The following is a 17,730-nucleotide window of genomic DNA, read 5'->3' as shown; positions in this document are numbered from 1 at the left end:
GGCCGAAGAAGATCCTGCAATTGCAATCAACCTGGTGATCGGCAGTTCCACCAGCTTCGCGGCTGACGCCGCTCCTACAAAGGCAGGTCGTCTACAGCCAGCTCGCCCTCACGCAGCACCCGCCGCATCAATGCCCGCCCCTGTCGGTCCAACCCCAGCACGCGCGGCTTCACGCCATGGTGGCGATAGCGGCTGACCACCTTCTCCAACGCCGCCACCGCAGTGATATCCCACAACTGCGCGCCGGATAGATCGATCACCACCGCCCGCCCTTCCGTCAGGCACGGATCAAAGGCATCAATGAAGGCATCTGCCGACGCAAAGAACACCTGCCCGCGCACCACATAGCGAAGGCTGCCATCAGCCTGATCCAGCGCTTCCACACGCAGCAGGCGCGCTACCTTCAACGCGAAGAACACTCCGCTCAGCAGCACACCAACGCCAACACCGGCCGCCAGATTGTGCGTACCCAAGGTCACTGCCACCGTCGCCAGCATCACCACACCAGACAGGCGCGGATGCCGCACCAAGGCGCCAAGGCTGCGCCAATCAAAGGTAGACACGCTGACCATCACCATGATCGCCACCAGTGCGATCACCGGCACCTGGCCAACCCATGGCTTCAGCAACACCATCAGCACCAGCAGGAACACGCCAGCAAACAAGGTCGAAAGCCGACCACGTCCGCCGTACTTCACGTTGCCAACGGTCTGCCCGATCATGCCGCAGCCGGCGATGCCGCCGAACAGGCTGGCGGTGATATTGGCTACACCCAGACCGGTGCACTCTCTGTTCTTGGAACTTGGCGTATCGGTAAGTTCATCGACCACACGCGCCGTCATCATCGACTCGAGCAAGCCCACCATCGCGATAGCCAAGGCCGGCATCGCGATGATGCGCAGCGTCTCCAGATCAAACGGCAACGACGGCAAACCCATCCATTGCGGCAGCGCATCCGGCAATTTGCCCAGATCGGCGACGGTGGGCAGATCCAGCTTCAGCCACGATGCCAGCACGCTCAGCACTACGATGCAGATCAGCGGCGAAGGAATGGCTCGCACGCCCGGCAAAGGCAGCCGCGGCAACCCATAGATCACCAGCAGGCCCAGCGCCAGCATCGCCCAGGTCGCGGCAGTGGCGCCGTGCAGCTGCGGCAACTGCGCGGCGAAGATCAGGATGGCCAGCGCATTGACGAAGCCAGTGCGTACCGAGCTGCTGACAAAGCGCATCAATACGCCCAGCCGCAGCACGCCGAATACGATCTGGATGACGCCCGCCAACAGGCCAGCGGCAAACAGATACGGCAGACCATGCGCACTGATCAGCGGTGCCGCCACCAAGGCCACCGAACCGGCAGCCGCAGTGATCATCGCCGGCCTCCCACCGAACACCGCGATGACGATGCTCAGCACGAAGGAAGCGAACAGGCCAACCTGCGGGTCCACCCCGGCCACGAACGAGAATGCGATGACCTCGGGGATCAGCGCAAAGGTGGCCACCGCACCGGCCAACATTTCACGCAGGGGATTGGCACGCCATTGCGCCAGTTCAGAATGCAGGAAGGACATACGGGCTGGCCGCCAGCGCTGGTAGCGCAGGCGGAATCGAAGTAAGGGGCGCGAATTATGCCCGCTTGGGTTACTGGGCGCTGGTTGGGCTTGCTTGAGTGAGCGTGGAAAGCTCCCCCTCCCCAGCCCTCCCCCGTTGCTACGCAAAAGGGAGGGGGGGCAGAGGCTCCCTCCCTTTGCCGCAGGCAAGGGGAGGGTTGGGGAGGAGTGCCCTTCGAGCGGAACCAAAACCCCAAAACCCACCCTGCGGTAGCATTCCCTCCCCCGCATCAGCTTCGCACCCATGTCCCACTACACCGGCCCCCTGCTAACCCGCCCCTTGCTCGAGCAGCTGCAAAGCGCTCTGAACAAAGGCAGCAGCGAGATCATCACCTCGCTCGACCTTGGCCGCAGCCAGGAACCGGTCAGTCTGAGCACCGACAGCTGGCACTACCGCGGCCAGCACTATCCGTGGCCGGCCAAGCTCAAGGACCGCACCATCTACTACTGGGATGGCGATGAATTCAGCGCCGCCTCGCGCTTCGGCAGCGGCCTGTACAAGCTGGTGCCCACCGACTGGGGCATCCCCACCTTCGAGATCGACGGCATCAAGATGCTGGTCAGCGCGCAGATCTCGCCGCTGGACGACGCCCGCCGCAAGGTCGCGCTGGTGGAGCCCCGTGGCAAACAGGTGCTCGATACCTGCGGCGGCATGGGTTACTTCGCCGCCTGCTGCCTGGACGAAGGCGTGGCGGCCATCCGCTCCTTTGAAAAGAGCCCGGAAGTGCTGTGGCTGCGCACCCTGAACCCATGGTCACCGGATCCCGATGGTGAACATGCAGGTGGCCGCCTGCAGTTGAACCACGGCGATGTCTCCAAGGAAATCGAAGGCATCGCCGATGCTTCGATGGACGCCGTTCTGCACGACCCACCGCGCTTCGGCATTGCCGGCGAACTGTACTCGCAGGTGTTCTACGATCACCTCGCCCGCGTGCTGCGCAAGGGCGGCCGTCTGTTCCACTACACCGGCGCCCCCAACAAGCTCACCAGCGGCCGCGACGTCCCCCGCGAAGTCGCCACCCGCCTGCAGAAAGCCGGCTTCAAGGCCGAGCTGGCGCTGGATGGCGTGCTCGCCATACGCAAATAACCCGTCTTTGTAGGAGCGGCGTAAGCCGCGAAGCTCGTACCCCTTCATGCCCCCCAGTCCAATGGCTGTCTCATTGGCACCAGCTTCGCGGCTCACGCCGCTCCCACAAAAAAGGTAGCTGTATACGCCCCGCCTTCACCTCTTCCGCGCGACACTGCGCATTCCGAAGCGGAGGCAGCCCATGGCAACCGAAACCGTACGCGGCAAAACCGTCACCATTCATTTCGACGGCGAGCGTTGCATCCACTCACGCAACTGCGTGCTCAGCCATCCGGACGTGTTCGTGCCGAATGTGGTCGGCGAGTGGATCCACCCCGATGCGGTCGCGCCGGAAGAAGTGGAGCTGATCGCGCGCAACTGCCCCTCCGGCGCCATCCGCTACGAGTACAACGACGGCACCCACAGCGAGCCGGCACCGGTGGTGAACCTGGTGCATATACGTGAGAACGGCCCCCTCGCCTTTACCGCGCCCTTGGTGATAGCAGGCACAGAGGAAGGCATGCGCGCCACGCTATGCCGCTGCGGCGAATCGCACAACAAACCCTTCTGCGATCACCGCCACGTCGAGTGCGGTTTCATCGCTACCGGTGAACCAGCAGAAAAGAAATCCGAAGCATTGCCACAACGCGACGGTCCGCTGCAGGTGAACCCAACCAGGAACGGCCCGCTGCACGTGATCGGCAATCTAGAAGTGGTCAGCGGCACCGGCCGCACCATCGACCGCCTCACCGAAACATGGTTATGCCGGTGCGGCCACTCCAACAACAAACCGTTCTGCGATGGCAGCCACAAGAAGGTTGGGTTCCAAGCAGATGGCGAGTAATTAGATGCATTGAACAGAACCATCTGGGTGACCCAGAAACGCCGGATCAAACGCTGAACTGGAGCGTCTAGACCATCCGGTCAGGCCAGCGTTTGCAACCGGTCAGATTGCGGAAGCTTGGTTATAGATCGTAGGAAAGCAGGTCATACCCCGTCGCCGCACGCACCACGCGCTGATGCACGAACGAGCCGCTGCCGCCGTTGGTCAGCACCACGATGCCTCGCCTGCGCTGTGCGTCACCAATGGCGAAATTCTTGAAGATGCCGCTGTTGCTGCCGGAGTGATAGAACACCGGGCCGTCGCGAGTCTGCTCCGTGTTCCAACCCAGCCCTTTCTCGGTCCATCGCCCAGGCAAGCTGATCTGCGGCGTGAGCATCGCCTGCCGCGCAGCCTCGCTGATCTCCCATGACGCACGTTGTCGACCAGCCATCATCAGACTCAGGAAGCTCGCATAGTCCTGCACCGTCGTGCGCAGGCTTGCTGCTGCATTGGCGAGGATATCGCCCGGCCATGTCACCAAGCCCGGCGGTGCCAGCGCCAGCACTTCCGGCATTGCGCGCTCGGCATCTGCGTACTTCCATACCGACAGCGGCTTACCCCAACGATCTGCAACCTGCTGGGCGACACCCCATTGTTCGCGGAGCACCTGGCGCGGCACTCCGGCATCGATTCGATCGTGCGCAGGATGACCATAGACCGAGCGTGCCGCCAAGTCTGCATTCCATGTGTAGCTACTGTCGTTCATACCAGCCGGACCAAACAGATGCATCTGCATCGACTCATCCAGACTCTGGCCGGTGATTGCTTCAACCACCAGCTGCAGCCACACGAAGGCCTCACCGGAATAGTTGATGCGCGTACCAGGCTTCACCATCGGCACCAGCTTCTCGGTTGCTGGAGACTTGCGCCAATCTGGCAGACCCGTCGTATGCCGCAGCACATCGCGCGCGGTAACCAGCGCAAGCCACGGATGATCGCCGAGATAGTCGGGCTGCCGATAGCCAACCAGTGGAACATCCAGATCGATTCGCCCCTGCTCCACCAGCTGCATCACCAGATAGGCGAACATCGGCTTGCTGAGCGACGCATCCTCGAACACCGTGCGCGCATCGACGGGTGTCTGCGTCTGCGCATTGGCGAGGCCAAATCCCCTGCTCCACGCCACAACGCCATCTTCAACCACGGCGATGCCAACGCCCGGAACCGCGAAGGCCTGCATGATCCGGGGCAGCTCGGCGAGGAATGTGTCGTCCGGAATCCAGGAACTGCTGGCGGCGTCCTTGCACGAAGCGGCCAGCACGGGAGCCGAAGGCAGCGCGGCGAGAATCCCCAAGGTTGCGGAGCTGGTGATAAAGCGGCGGCGACTTGAAACTGTACGAATCGGCATTGCCAACAGCCTCCGTTACGGATTGCTGAGCTTAGCCCGTGTTCGGGGAGAGTTGGGCGATACCTTTGGAAGCGTTGTCGCCTGCACGTAGAACCGCACCGGCCCATCCAAAGAACAACAGCGCAGTGCCTGCGCTGTTGTTCCCGGGGCAAGGGGCTGGCCTCAGCCCCCCATGACTCAGAACGAATACGCCACCGTGACGCGGGCGTTGCGACCCGGCTCGCTGTAACGGCCGATGCCGTCATCGTTGACGTAGCCGTACAGGGTGTTGGGTCCCTTGTTGATTACCCGCACGCGCTGCCACAGGTAGTACTCGCGATCGGTCAGGTTGTAGATGCCTGCCGTTACCCGCAACTGCGAGGTGATGTTCCAACTGCCGGTCAGGTCCAGCACCGTGTAACCATCGGCCTTGCCTGTCCACGCCGGTACCACCTGCGTGCCATTGGCCGATGTGGTGTAGGCGTCGCTGGCGCTCTTGCCCCAGGCGTGGGTCAGGTTGGCGCTGACGTTCCACAGCGGCGAAGGTGCATAGCGCACACCCAGTACCGCGCTGGCCGGCACGATGCTCTCCAGCGGATCACCATTGTGCTTCTCGCCCTTGCTGTACGCCGCCGCCATCCGCGACGACCACGCATCGGCAATCTGCCAGCGCCCTTCCAGCTCGGCGCCCTTCACCGTCACCTTGCCCGCATTGATCGGCATCGTGCTGTTGTAGCTGTACTGCACAGGGCCGGTTGGTGTGGTGCGGTAACCATTGGCATAAGGCACCGCCGTGGTCACCGTTTCGATGAAGTTGTCGTACTGGTCGCGGAACACCGAGAACCCCAACTGCGCGCGATCGGTGGTCCAGCGGTAACCCAGTTCGATGTTGAGACTTTTCTCCGCATCAAGGTCCGGGTTGGACATCGAGGTATCCAGCTGGATCGGTGCACCGCTCACTGCATCAAACGCAGCGCTGGCGCTGGTCGGCGAATACAGGTCAGCCACGCTCGGTGCGCGGAAGCCACGGCCCAGCTGAGCCCACAGCGCATGGTCGGGCAGGAAGCGGAACTCCGCCCCCACCTGCCAGCTTGGCGCCGAGAAGCGAAGGTCACGCACGCTGCCGGTCTTGTCGACGAAAGTACTGTCTACCTGCGGCGAGTAATCGTAGCGGTCATAGCGCAGGCCACCGCTGAGCTGCAGGCGCTCGTCGAACAGGCTCAGGCTGTCGCGCACGTACAGGTTCCAGGAGCGTGCATCGGTCTTGGGCACCTGGCGCGGGTCATGCTCCACGCTGGCAATGCCACCGGCCGCATTCCAACGGGTGTCCACTGCGGTGTAGTCGATGTCGCGCTGCTGCCAGGCCAGGCCATAGCCAATGTCATGCCGCACCGGGCCTTCCACCACCTTGCTGAAATCCAGCGCTGCGCGGTCCAGGGTCTGCTCGGTGGAGCGGTCTTCGCTGCGCTTGCAGGGAGCGCCGCCACCCGGGCAACCGCTGCCGGCCAGAATGCGGGTAACGCCACGGCTGTCGGTGATCTGGCGATCCAGCTGTGCATCAAGCGTGTCGAACAGGGCGTTGCCTGCACGCCACTGCCAGCTCACGCCATAACGGTCGCGGTCATTGCGATCGTCGCCCTTGCGCTCCAGGTAGCCCGGCGCGTAGACGCGGGAAAGATTGTCGACCTGGTTGTTGGCGCGGCCGCGCTCGTACATGAAGCCCAGCGTATGCGCGTCCGACAACTGCAGATCAACCTTGCCCAACAGATTGTCACGCGTGCTGTCGACCGGATCCGGCGTGCGCCGGCCGACACCGATCCGGTCCACCGTGCTGTCGTACCAGCTTTCGCTTTCATGGCCTTCGCGGCGGGTGTAGACCAGCATCGACTCGACGATACCGGTACGGTTGGCCAAGCTCAGCGTGCCCATGGTCTCGTCGTTGGAACCGCTGTAACCGAACTTCACCCCAACATGGGTGTCGTTGCCTTCAGGCTTGAGATAGTCCGCCGGGTCCTTGGTGGTGAATACCACCGCGCCGCCAAGCGCACCACTGCCGGAGGTGATCGAATCGGCGCCCTTGACCACCTGCAGGCTCTTCAGCGTATCGATGTCCACATCGCCGCGGCCGCTGCGGAAGAACTCGTAGGAGCGCGCGGTCTCCACCGATTCGGCCAGGCTCAGACCATCGACGGTGATCGCCACGCGATCACTTTCCAGACCACGGATGTTGAAGCCGTTGTCACCGAAGCGGCCCATGTCGACCACGCTCACACCCGGGATGTAGCGGATGGCCTCTTCCATGTTGTTGGCCATCTCTGCATCGAGATCGGCGGCGCTGAGCACGGTCACGTTCTGGTTGCGCGACTTGCTCTTCTTTGCCCGTTCGGCCTCAACCCGGACGGTATCCAGGTTTGAGGCGTCAGCCAGCGCATCGGCGCGGGCAACGCCGGACAGGCTGGCCAGAACGGCCAGCGCAAGCAGGGATACAGCTGCATTCATGAGAGATCTCCACAGAAAGGTAATGGCGGGAATACGCCGTTCCTGGCTGCTCGATCACATGGACCATGCCGGCTGGGGGGCATCGGCGCCGCGCGGGCGCCGTGTCATTGCAGAAACTGGAGTGACCGGTCGCATGCAGCGACCGGTACGCGGGGCTCAACGGTTGCCGTTGGCCGAATGGGCACCGGCAACCGGCTCGGGATCGCGGGCGTCAACGATGCGGTCGCCATTGCTGTCAGCGCGCTCGAACAGACGCTTGCCGGACACCTGATACTCGGCAAAGGTCATGCGGCCATCCTTGTCGGCATCCAGCGAATCGAAGCGCACGCCGGCCTGGCGGCTTGCCGCGTCGCGGACCTTGCTGCGCTGCGCATCCAGCCGACCTTCAAACTCGGCGGTGTATTCGGCAAGATCCAGCACGCCATCGCCATTGGTATCGGCAGCGGCGAAAGTGGCGCCACGTGCAGCGTCGAACTCAGCACGCTCCACCAATCCGTCGCCATTGCGGTCGTACAGCTCCAGCATACCGTTGGCGGTGTGCGAGGTCGGCATCTTCAGCGGATCGCGGTTGTCACTGGCAGCGGTTTCCCGGGTGGCGTCCTGGCTCTTCTCGTAGCCAGCCCAGGTGCGTTCACCGGCGGCATCGAACTCGGCGCGGCTGATGCTGCCGTTCTTGTCGCGGTCCAGCGCCTTGAAGCGGGTATCGGTCTGCCGCAGGTGGCCGGCACGCGCGTCAGCCAGGCGCACGTCGAAACGCTGCAGGTATTCGTCCACGTATTCCTGGCGATCGACGTGCCCATCATTGTTGGCATCGGTGGCGTCATAACGCTGCCGACGGAACTGCTCGAAGGCTTCCCAGCTGACCGCGCCGGTCTTGTCCGGGTCGAACTGGGTAAGGAAAGCAGTAACCGTCGGCGATACCACGGGCGGCGCGGCAGCCTGCGCCGAGGCAAGCGGGGTCAGCACCGCAGCCAACAGCGTGGCGACAGCAAAGGAGGTTTTCATCGGGGATATCCCAGTTGGAAAGCGGCTTAGGGTTCGAGCACGCGGAAGCTGAGCGTGTAGTTGTTGCCGTACTCCGGCGCGGCAGCCCCGGCCGGCGCCGGCCCGCGGTAGCGGATCAGGGCCAGATAGGTGCCCCGCTCCCGCAAGGCGAACGAGGCCTTGCCGGCAGCATCGGTGGTCAGCTCGACCGGAGCCGGCTGGATCTCGTCATCACCGCGTGCGGCGTGGATTTCCACCTTCTGTGCCGGCAACGGCTTGCCGTCGTAATGCACCTCGAATGCGAACTGCTCACCGACGTACAGGTCCGATGGATGGGTCACCGGCACCAGTTCCAGACCCTTGCCATACGGCGCCAAGGCTTGCCGGGTCGGCTCACCGGCTGTCAGGTAGACCTCCGAGCGCGACAAGCTCTGGTAATGCGAGAGCATGACTGCACCGGCCGGCAGCGGCTTGGCCGGATCACGGCTGCTTTCCTTGCGACCATCCACTTCCCAGGTGCGGAACACCGCGCCAAGGCGGTTGCCGGTAGAGAAGCGGTACGTGCCCTTCTTGCCCGGCAGGGTCTGCTCAACCACGGCACGGGTCTTCAGTCGCTGCACCACATCGGGCGCATGCTGCACGCCATCGGGATCGGTGACGACGAACTCGCTGTTGTCGAACACCACTTCGGGCACGAAAAAATGCTCGGCGAAGCTGGCATCGAGGGTAACCGTGCTGGTCGGCTGCACCTTGAAGGTTGCCGGGGCGAGGTACGGCGTATGCGCCTGGGCAGGCAGTACCGCAGCGGCCAGCAGCAGGCAGGCCAAAGGACGGAGGTTCATCGACGGGTCTCATGGAAAGGGCCGGCGCGATGCCGGCGGGCGATACGTTAAATTAATTGCGAATGATTCGCAATACCATCTGATCGGGATCGATGCCGCTTGCCAAGCTTCTAGTGGCCGACCAAGGTCCAGAGTCGAGGCAACGGCAACCACTGCCGCAACAATAGGTTCGCGTTGTTCGTGCGCCGCGCCAAGGAGTTCAGGCAGATGTAGCCCTGCAGGAGTTGCATCAGGCACGGTCGCGCGAGCAGCCAAAAGATTCCAAGGTTCGACCAACTGCAGTTCGACTATCACTGGGCAGGTAATTGCTGCTGTTCCAGGTTGCAACCGCTCCTGGCTGCCGCATCACCGCTGATGCAGCACGCCTTGCTTACAACTCTCCAAGCTGGTGCGCGAGGAGCGCAAGACTTTCTGTCGGAAAAAGCAGCCCGTTATAAAGCACCGGCCGATCAGCAGAATGGAGATACCTCGTGATCAACACAGCCACTGAAGCGCTGGCCTTATCCAATTCGTGGTACGCATGTGTGAAGTCAAACAAACCAATATCTATCCTAGGCTCAAGGCCCTGACGGCCTCCATCGCAAGCGACTCTCTGGACAAAATTCGAGCCTCTCACGATCAAACGTTGAAGTGCAGCGAAGCTGAGATGACTCGCCTGTGATTGCTGTACAGTTCGTTAAAAAAAGGGATCGGCTCGAATAATGAAACACATTGTGTTCGCTTTGGCTGCATCAATTCTTTGCTACTCCTCCTCCGCTTTGGCTGAAGAAGGCCAGCGATATACGCGGGAAGAAGTGAGGGCTGCAATCGGTGATATTCAGAAGATTGTGTCGCCCAATGGCGTTCAAGAGCAGCTTGAGATTCCGATCGGGGGCATAAAGCAATGGATCAGCGTTCGCGGACGCGACCGCCAAAACCCAATCCTGCTGGTCATCCACGGGGGGCCTGGTTCTGTGGAAATGCCCCTGGGCTGGGTATATCAAGCCGGCTGGGAAGACTACTTCACGGTAGTTCAATGGGATCAGCGAGGTGCAGGAAAGACACACGCGTCCAATGATGCCAAGTTGGTCGAACCAACATTGACCATTGAGCGCATGATCTCTGACGCTGGCGAGGTAGTGCAGTATCTGCAAAAGCACTACGACAAGAAGAAAGTGTTTGTGCTCGGACATTCCTGGGGCAGCGTGCTCGGGCTGAGCTTGGCCAAGCGCCATCCAGAGTGGCTCTACGCGTACGTGGGCGAAGGTCAGCTGCTGAACGGTCACGACAATGAGCGTGTCGGATACGCCAATACACTGCAGTTTGCGCGAGAGGCAGGGAACACACAGGCCACCAAGGAACTTGAGGCCATCGCCCCATATCCGAATGTGGACGGCAGTACGCCGCTGGAAAAGGTCCGTGTGCTCAGGAAATGGTCGGGGCACTATGGAGGACTGGCTGCCGGCAGGAGCTCGCAGGGCTGGTACGGCAATGCAATCGAATTGTCTCCCGAATATTCGGACAAGGACATAGAGGCCATCGACAGCGGAACGGCCATGTCGCTGAAGTCTCTTCTTCCTCAAGAGGCAAAGCTGGACATGACCGGTTTCACCAGGTTCGATACGCCGATCATCATTTTCGCGGGTCGCCATGACAATACGACGCCCTCCGAGAACGTCGCATCTTGGCTGCCAAAGGTCGACGCGCCCTTCAAAAAAATAGTGTGGTTTGAAAATTCAGCCCACATGATTGCAACCGAAGAGCCGGGACGAGTGCTGGTGCATCTTGTTCAAGACGTGCGCCCACTGGCAGGAAGCGACCTTCCCGATTACTAAGCGCCGATGACTGGAGTTCCCGGGTTTTTCTGGACAGAGCCAGCCTTTGTTGGGACGACCTCGGGAGCCAAGACAAGATCGCGCGCTGGACTCCTGAGCTACGGGCGGCATGGGATGAAGCCAAGGCATTGCGCGTGCAAAGACCCTTGCATGGGACCACAACAGTGCGCGCCTCGCGCCGCTCAAGCATGAGCAGCGCTCTATTTCATCGCCGAGACCGGCGACCAGCTGACGAAAGACGGCCTAAATACAGGCCTGGCAGAAGATGATCACCGCTGCGATGAGCGACGGCGTCATCGCAGAAGCCAAGCGATTCAGCCCGCACGACCTCACGTACCGCGGCATCACCGACACGCCGGGAGACAGAGCCGACAAGCAACAAAGCAGCGATCATAAGGACGAGAGAATGCTCGACTCCCATGATCACGACGTTCCAGTCGTGGAAGCCGCAAAAATGCCCGATTTCTCGGGACATTTTTCAGGAGCCTCCAACATCACCAAGAAGCAAAACGGATAAACCGTTGAGCCGTAAGGCGTTTAGTGGTGGGCCCACCAGGATTCGAACCTGGAACCAAAGGATTATGAGTCCTCTGCTCTAACCGTTGAGCTATAGGCCCTGCAAAGGCTTCAAGCCGATTCTTGGAGACCCAGCGCAACCCCGGTGAACGGGCTTGCCTCAGCGAGTATCCATCACATCACGCATCGAAGCGGCGTGAGTGTACCGTTCCGATGGGCCCGTGTCTTCCATTCAACCGACATTTGGATGGCGATGGAGGCTACTGGTTCTGCAAGAGCCCACGCGGGGTACAGCACAAGATGAGCAAAGACCGTTCTAGCGCGCTACTGAAGACCTAGGGACGCCGAAAAATCTGCACCTATCCTGCCCCTGGCGGTTGCAGGAAGAGCGAGCTGTTCTGATGGCACCCAGTCGCCGCCATGGCTTGTATAAGTACCCCTGTCGATGATGGGCACTAGTCCATCGCATACAAACCCAGCTTGGCGCCTGCTTGGTCTCACGGCGCACAGGCAACCAATGGATGCACGCAACAACGCAGTGCTCTTCCTGCGCAACGTGTTTTCGCATCGTTGCGTTTCAACATCCCATCCCTCAGCGCACAAGTTGCTTACGGGCTTCAGTCCAATCCTCCGTTGCACAGTCCAGCCTCCAGGAGACAGGCAGTTTGATGATTGAAAGGAAAAAATCTCCAAACGAAGTGTCTGTTGATGCACACAAATAATGTTGGCGCCGTCTTAAGATCCAGCGCACATCGCTTCCCGCGCCCCATAGCGCGGCCTCGCTCACTATTCTTTTCCAGGGGAGTGAACTTCTTGAAACGAATCTACTTGCGTCAACTCCGCAAAAAAACACTGAGTGTTGCTCTTTGCATGTGCTTCGTCGGCGCGGCCTGTGCAGACACTGGTGGCTTGCGCATCGTCATCAACGACGGTGGCGGTCAACCACTGGTGGGCGCAACCGTGAAGGTAAGTTCGCCTGACAGCCTGGTTTCAAAGACAGGCATCACCGATTCGACTGGTCGCCTCCGCCTCACTGGCTTGGACCCGGCAACCAACTACACCATTCAGATCGAAGCACCTGGCCACAATGATTTCACTGCTGCCAATGTCGCAGTGGTGAGTGGCAAGGAATTGAGCATCGGCTACAAGTTGAGCAAGGTTGCAGCATCCTCCGCCGACGCCACCAACCTGGACACCGTTACGGTAACCGGCACCGCGCTGGCTGCGATCGATACCACCTCGGCGACCGTGAGTAGCGTGCTGACCCTGGAGCAGGTTGAGTCGCTACCGACTGGCCGCAGCTACCAGAGCTACCTGCAGTTGGTGCCTGGAGTGAAGCCCAGCGCCAGCGGCAATCCATCATCCAAGTCGGGTGTGAATTATTCCGATATCGGCGGCACGACCGGCAGCTCGACCGACAATGTCTACATGCTGGACGGCGTGGACGTCACCGATCCTTCGACGGGTACGTTCGGCGCCAATTTCAACTCGGAAATCATCCAGGAACAGCAGGTCATTACCGGTGGCGTACCGGCTGAGTATGCCGGTGGTTCCGGACTGATCGCCAAGGTGGTCACCAAATCCGGCTCCAACGACTGGCATGGCTCGCTGAACTACTACATGCAGAACGACAGCCTGGTCGCAGACAACAAGCACAACACATCCTCGGGTTTCTCGACCTACGACACTGCCTTCACCCTTGGCGGCCCAATCCTGCAGGACAAACTCTGGTTCTTCGCGTCCTACCAGAAGAAGTACCGCGAGACCGATGTGGTCAATGCGCAGACTGGCGAGTTCATGCGCACCACGGAAAGCGACGCCGACTATGCGTTCTTCAAGGCCACTTGGCAGATCACCGAGAATGATCGTTTGACCGGCACATTCTTCAACGACCCCACCGACATCACCGGCACCACAGGCGCCACAGGCGCCAGCACGCTGAACAATCGCGACTATTCGCGCAAGCAGGGCGGCGACAACTACAAGTTCGAATACAGCCATGATTGGGAAAAGCTCCGCCTGAATGCCTATGGCTTCCGTCACGAAGGCGAACTTTCCGACTCGGCAGCAGATGCATCAGCGACAAATACCATTGCATTCCGTTCATCCGCTCAGGCCTCTCTCTCGCAGCGCAATATCGGCGGCTTGGGCTATGACGTGGAAACCGAACGCAACCGCGACGAATTTGGCGCCAGCGTCGAATACTGGCTGGACACCTCCTACGGTTCTCACAGTTTCAAACTGGGCGTCACCAGCACGAAGAACGAGTACTTCGAAAGCACCATCTACAACGGTGACAAATCGCGCTACACCTCCATCGACAACCAGTACAGCGGGCTGACCTTGGACGAAGCGGTCAACAACGCCGCCGGCAATGCCTGGACCACGCGTCCGATCGTGATAACCGACTACGGCCGCATCATCGACAGCATCGATGAGAGTGCCAACAGGGCCTACTTCGTTGGCCTGCTTGACACCGATGGCGATGGCACCGTATCGACGGCAGAACTTGGCGCCCACAGGATGACCGGCACCGCAGGCAACCCTGGCGGCTACATCAACAACTATCGCATCACCGAAACCCAGACGGCGCCTTACACCGTCAGCTCCAAGGGCAAGACCGTCTACCTGCAGGACACCTGGACGCTGAACCAGTGGACAGTCAACGCCGGCGTGCGTGCTGAGCAGTGGAAGCACTACGACTCCAAGGGAGGCGAATCGGCGAAGTTTGACTGGGAGTTTGCCCCCCGTCTGAGCTTGGTCTATGACCTGTCCGGTGACGGGCGTAGCAAGGTCTGGGGCTACTATGGGCGCTACTACGATCCGGTCCGCAACAACATCTCCGACTTTGCCGGCAACTTGACCGGTCCCAGCTATGCAGAGCAGATCTACCTGGGCGATCAGTGGCTGACGTTCCGCACACGAGGTGGCGAAAAAGAGCCGGATGCGCTGTTCGCACCATCCACCAAGACGCCATACACCGACGAAATGATGTTGGGCTTCTCCACCACGTTCCGTGACGACCTCAGCCTGACCATCACCGCCACCAAGCGCGTAACAAAGAACCTGCTGGAGGACTACGACCTGGCGGTGTACTCCGATGCCTCGCTGGACCCCAACGACCCGGAAGGCAATGCCGGCTTGGCAGCTCCAGGCTCCCTCTACTACCTGCCACTCTCCTACTTCGGCTACAGCAGCGCCCCGAATTCGAACTACGTGATCGGCACGCTAGCCGGCGGCAAGCGCAAATACATGGGCTACGAAGTCACCTTGCAGAAGTTCAAAAAGGACAACTGGCAGGGCTCGGTCTCATACACCTACAACGACGCCAAGGGCAACACCAACTCCGACAGCAACGCCGACTTCCAAGGCGATGTGGTCGCACTGGATCCGCGGGCGCCCAACATTTATGGACCACAAGCTGGCAACATCAAACACCAGTTCAAAGGCTGGGCCTCCTATGCATGGGACAACGGCCTGGAAGTAAGCGGCGTATTCAACTGGAACAGTGGCACGCTCTATACAACCGCGCAGCTCGCAAGCTCGCGCTATCTGCCGGTCATGGGTGATGGGTACGTCGACGGCGGTGTCTACGACACATGGGTATTGCCGGGCTCGGTAGGCGCCCACGAAGGCCCGTCAAGCTACACCTTGGATGCGCGGGTGAAATACAACTGGGGCCTGCCGTTCGGAAATCTCGAGTTTTTCCTGGATATCTTCAACATCCTCGACAAACAGTCGGCGACAGGGGCCGAGGGATTGGTCTCCGGCGGCACCTATGGCTATGGCGAAGACTCGGCATGGAACGAACCACGTCGCTTTTACCTTGGCGCGCGCTACTCTTTCTGATCCAACACGGTATCCAGATCAGTAGCTGTGCCGCTCTGGATATCAATTCAACAAAGAAAGCGGCCTGAGGGCTGCTTTCTTTGTTTCAGATGCATCGCCACCAGACTCAACACGCTCCACGCACTTTGCGGACAGTCAAAAAGAACGCCAACCGTGGCGGCAACGCCGCCCTCCCAAGCCGTGCAGCCTTATCGTTACCTCGACTCGAGTCGGCCAGGCACACCTTGGGCTGTTGGTTCGAAACGCCGCCACGACGCGCCGCACTTATCCTGGTTCTACAGCGCACAACCCACGCATGGCAAGGTCATAGCTGGATCTCCTACGCAGCCCGCCGCAGCCCCCAAAGAAAAACCCCGCCAAGGCGGGGTTTTTCATTCCGGCACTTACGCGCCAGCAATCACTTGCAAGCCACCACTCACTCGATGTCGAGGAAGCTGCGCAGCTGCTCCGAACGGCTCGGGTGACGCAGCTTGCGCAGCGCCTTGGCCTCGATCTGACGGATACGTTCACGGGTCACGTCGAACTGCTTGCCCACTTCTTCCAGCGTGTGATCGGTGTTCATGTCGATACCGAAGCGCATGCGCAGCACCTTGGCTTCCCTCGGAGTGAGGCCAGCCAACACGTCACGCACGGTTTCCGACAAGTTGATGTTGGTGGTGTTCTCGATCGGGGACTCCACGTTGGTGTCCTCGATGAAGTCGCCCAGATGCGAATCCTCGTCGTCGCCGATCGGGGTTTCCATCGAGATCGGCTCCTTGGCGATCTTCATCACCTTGCGGATCTTGTCTTCCGGCATGTCCATTTCCTTGGCCAGCTCCTCCGGCGTAGCCTCGCGGCCATACTGCTGGAGCATCTGGCGGGAAATGCGGTTCAACTTGTTGATCGTCTCGATCATGTGCACCGGGATACGGATGGTGCGGGCCTGGTCGGCGATCGAACGGGTGATCGCCTGGCGGATCCACCAGGTGGCATAGGTCGAGAACTTGTAACCGCGACGGTATTCGAACTTGTCGACGGCCTTCATCAGGCCGATGTTGCCCTCCTGGATCAGATCCAGGAACTGCAGGCCGCGGTTGGTGTACTTCTTGGCAATGGAGATGACCAGACGCAGGTTGGCCTCGACCATTTCCTTCTTGGCCTTGCGCGCCTTGGCTTCGCCGTAGGCCATGACGCGGCTGATTTCCTTCAGCTCGTCCAGGCTCAGCTGGGTGTTCTTTTCCAGGTCGATGGTGGCCTGCTGCTCGGACACGATCTGGTCCTTGACGTCACGCAGGGCCGAAGACCACTTCTGCTTACGCTTGATCGCGTCTTCCACCCACTCCAGATTCGTCTGGTTGCCTTCCCACGAGCGGATGAAATCCTTACGCGGCATGCGGGCAGTGATGGTGGCCAGGTGCAGCACACGACGCTCCTGCGACTTGACCTGCGCCATGGTGTCGCGCAGCAGGCGAACCAGCACGTCGGTCAGCGGCAGCGGCAGCTTCAAGGTCACGAACGTGGCCGAGATTTCTTCGCGCAGCTTGGCCTGTGCCTTGGTGTCGCCCTTGGCGTGTGCCTTCTTGAACTTGGCAAGGTCGCTGGCCAGCTGCTCCATGCGATTGGCAACTTCAACCGGATCCGGACCGGTCGGGCCGGCTTCTTCTTCGACGTCGTCGCCGTCGTCTTCTTCGTCGCCGTCTTCGGCAGCGTCATCGCTGGTGTCTTCGGCAACGGCCGGGGCCGGCGCTTCCTCGACCAGGTCGTTGAAGCCGACGATCACTTCGGCCAGGCGCTTCTTGCCTTCCTTGTGCAGTTCGTAATCGGCCAGCACCGACTCAACGGCCAGCGGGAAGGTGCCCAGTGCAGCCTGCACCTGGCCCAAGCCTTCTTCGATGCGCTTGGCGATGGCGATTTCGCCTTCGCGGGTCAGCAGCTCGACCGTACCCATTTCGCGCATGTACATGCGCACCGGGTCGGTGGTGCGGCCACCTTCGGTGTCGAGTGCGGTAAGTGCAGCAGCAGCTTCTTCAGCGGCGGTATCATCGACTTCACGGTTGCCGGTGTTGCCGTCGCTGAGCATCAGCGTGTCGGCGTCGGGGGCAACTTCGTGGACATCGATGCCCATGCCGGTGATCAGGCCGATGATGTCTTCGATCTGCTCCGGATCGACCATGTCGTCGGGCAGATGATCGTTAACTTCGGCGTAGGTCAGGTAGCCCTGTTCCAGGCCCTTGCTGATCAGAAGCTTGATGTCGTTTTGCTGGGCAGGACGTTCGTTGGCCATGTAATGCTCGCGCCACCGGCGATTGTGAAGATGGGAACCTAGCATTATACCAGCGCAGCATAGCGCTTGCCGGGGCGGTG

General features: G+C 60.8%; 11 protein-coding genes and 1 tRNA gene. 5 read left to right on the top strand and 7 right to left on the bottom strand.

Annotated features, from left to right (window positions below; all coding sequences use genetic code 11):
- Positions 1–74 precede the first annotated feature (74 nt).
- Positions 75–1,568 (bottom strand): SulP family inorganic anion transporter, encoded by a 1,494-nt coding sequence (locus ACVOLR_RS03410; protein ID WP_481535185.1) that lies wholly within the window; start codon positions 1,566–1,568, stop codon positions 75–77.
- 283 nt (positions 1,569–1,851) lie between these two features.
- Here ACVOLR_RS03410 and ACVOLR_RS03405 point away from each other — a divergent pair, with 283 nt between their 5' ends.
- Both ACVOLR_RS03405 and ACVOLR_RS03400 read left to right on the top strand, forming a co-directional pair.
- Positions 1,852–2,694, top strand: a complete 843-nt coding sequence (locus ACVOLR_RS03405; protein WP_481535184.1) for a class I SAM-dependent methyltransferase — start codon at positions 1,852–1,854, stop codon at positions 2,692–2,694.
- A gap of 181 nt (positions 2,695–2,875) precedes the next feature.
- Positions 2,876–3,517, top strand: a complete 642-nt coding sequence (locus tag ACVOLR_RS03400; RefSeq protein WP_481535183.1) for a CDGSH iron-sulfur domain-containing protein — start codon at positions 2,876–2,878, stop codon at positions 3,515–3,517.
- Positions 3,518–3,638: 121 nt separating this feature from the next.
- On the opposite strand, the gene ACVOLR_RS03395 is transcribed toward ACVOLR_RS03400, so the two are convergent.
- The 4 genes from ACVOLR_RS03395 to ACVOLR_RS03380 all read right to left on the bottom strand — a co-directional run bounded on the left by ACVOLR_RS03395 (position 3,639) and on the right by ACVOLR_RS03380 (position 9,208).
- A complete protein-coding gene (locus ACVOLR_RS03395; RefSeq protein WP_481535182.1) occupies positions 3,639–4,904 on the bottom strand; it encodes a serine hydrolase domain-containing protein in 1,266 nt (421 codons plus the stop codon).
- A 177-nt stretch (positions 4,905–5,081) separates the two neighbouring features.
- Positions 5,082–7,382: a TonB-dependent hemoglobin/transferrin/lactoferrin family receptor gene (locus ACVOLR_RS03390; RefSeq protein ID WP_481535181.1), complete on the bottom strand. Its 2,301-nt coding sequence runs from the start codon at positions 7,380–7,382 to the stop codon at positions 5,082–5,084.
- A gap of 156 nt (positions 7,383–7,538) precedes the next feature.
- Complete coding sequence (locus ACVOLR_RS03385; protein ID WP_481535180.1) at positions 7,539–8,387, bottom strand: EF-hand domain-containing protein; 849 nt, start codon at positions 8,385–8,387, stop codon at positions 7,539–7,541.
- A gap of 26 nt (positions 8,388–8,413) precedes the next feature.
- Positions 8,414–9,208, bottom strand: a complete 795-nt coding sequence (locus ACVOLR_RS03380) for a DUF4198 domain-containing protein (protein ID WP_481535179.1) — start codon at positions 9,206–9,208, stop codon at positions 8,414–8,416.
- Between the two features lie 701 nt (positions 9,209–9,909).
- Between ACVOLR_RS03380 and ACVOLR_RS03375 the strand changes: the two genes are divergently transcribed.
- Positions 9,910–11,022: an alpha/beta fold hydrolase gene (locus tag ACVOLR_RS03375; RefSeq protein ID WP_481535178.1), complete on the top strand. Its 1,113-nt coding sequence runs from the start codon at positions 9,910–9,912 to the stop codon at positions 11,020–11,022.
- A gap of 265 nt (positions 11,023–11,287) precedes the next feature.
- Positions 11,288–11,539, top strand: a complete 252-nt coding sequence (locus tag ACVOLR_RS03370) for a hypothetical protein (protein WP_481535177.1) — start codon at positions 11,288–11,290, stop codon at positions 11,537–11,539.
- A gap of 24 nt (positions 11,540–11,563) precedes the next feature.
- Here ACVOLR_RS03370 and ACVOLR_RS03365 read toward each other — a convergent pair.
- Positions 11,564–11,639 (bottom strand) — tRNA-Ile (locus ACVOLR_RS03365).
- A gap of 712 nt (positions 11,640–12,351) precedes the next feature.
- Between ACVOLR_RS03365 and ACVOLR_RS03360 the strand changes: the two genes are divergently transcribed.
- A complete protein-coding gene (locus tag ACVOLR_RS03360) occupies positions 12,352–15,387 on the top strand; it encodes a TonB-dependent receptor (RefSeq protein ID WP_481535176.1) in 3,036 nt (1,011 codons plus the stop codon).
- 415 nt (positions 15,388–15,802) lie between these two features.
- On the opposite strand, the gene rpoD is transcribed toward ACVOLR_RS03360, so the two are convergent.
- Positions 15,803–17,650: an RNA polymerase sigma factor RpoD gene (rpoD, locus tag ACVOLR_RS03355; protein WP_481535175.1), complete on the bottom strand. Its 1,848-nt coding sequence runs from the start codon at positions 17,648–17,650 to the stop codon at positions 15,803–15,805.
- Between the last annotated feature and the right edge of the window lie 80 nt (positions 17,651–17,730).

It is taken from the genome of Stenotrophomonas sp. STEN030, from assembly GCF_056759995.1.
This window is presented reverse-complemented; position numbering and strand designations above follow the sequence as displayed.

What these genes read in the sequence shown, in the direction of transcription:
- ACVOLR_RS03410 (WP_481535185.1), bottom strand. Translation starts at nt 1,568, where the DNA reads ATGTCCTTCCTGCATTCTGAACTGGCGCAATGGCGTGCCAATCCCCTG.
- ACVOLR_RS03405 (WP_481535184.1), top strand. Translation starts at nt 1,852, where the DNA reads ATGTCCCACTACACCGGCCCCCTGCTAACCCGCCCCTTGCTCGAGCAG.
- ACVOLR_RS03400 (WP_481535183.1), top strand. Translation starts at nt 2,876, where the DNA reads ATGGCAACCGAAACCGTACGCGGCAAAACCGTCACCATTCATTTCGAC.
- ACVOLR_RS03395 (WP_481535182.1), bottom strand. Translation starts at nt 4,904, where the DNA reads ATGCCGATTCGTACAGTTTCAAGTCGCCGCCGCTTTATCACCAGCTCC.
- ACVOLR_RS03390 (WP_481535181.1), bottom strand. Translation starts at nt 7,382, where the DNA reads ATGAATGCAGCTGTATCCCTGCTTGCGCTGGCCGTTCTGGCCAGCCTG.
- ACVOLR_RS03385 (WP_481535180.1), bottom strand. Translation starts at nt 8,387, where the DNA reads ATGAAAACCTCCTTTGCTGTCGCCACGCTGTTGGCTGCGGTGCTGACC.
- ACVOLR_RS03380 (WP_481535179.1), bottom strand. Translation starts at nt 9,208, where the DNA reads ATGAACCTCCGTCCTTTGGCCTGCCTGCTGCTGGCCGCTGCGGTACTG.
- ACVOLR_RS03375 (WP_481535178.1), top strand. Translation starts at nt 9,910, where the DNA reads ATGAAACACATTGTGTTCGCTTTGGCTGCATCAATTCTTTGCTACTCC.
- ACVOLR_RS03370 (WP_481535177.1), top strand. Translation starts at nt 11,288, where the DNA reads ATGATCACCGCTGCGATGAGCGACGGCGTCATCGCAGAAGCCAAGCGA.
- rpoD (WP_481535175.1), bottom strand. Translation starts at nt 17,650, where the DNA reads ATGGCCAACGAACGTCCTGCCCAGCAAAACGACATCAAGCTTCTGATC.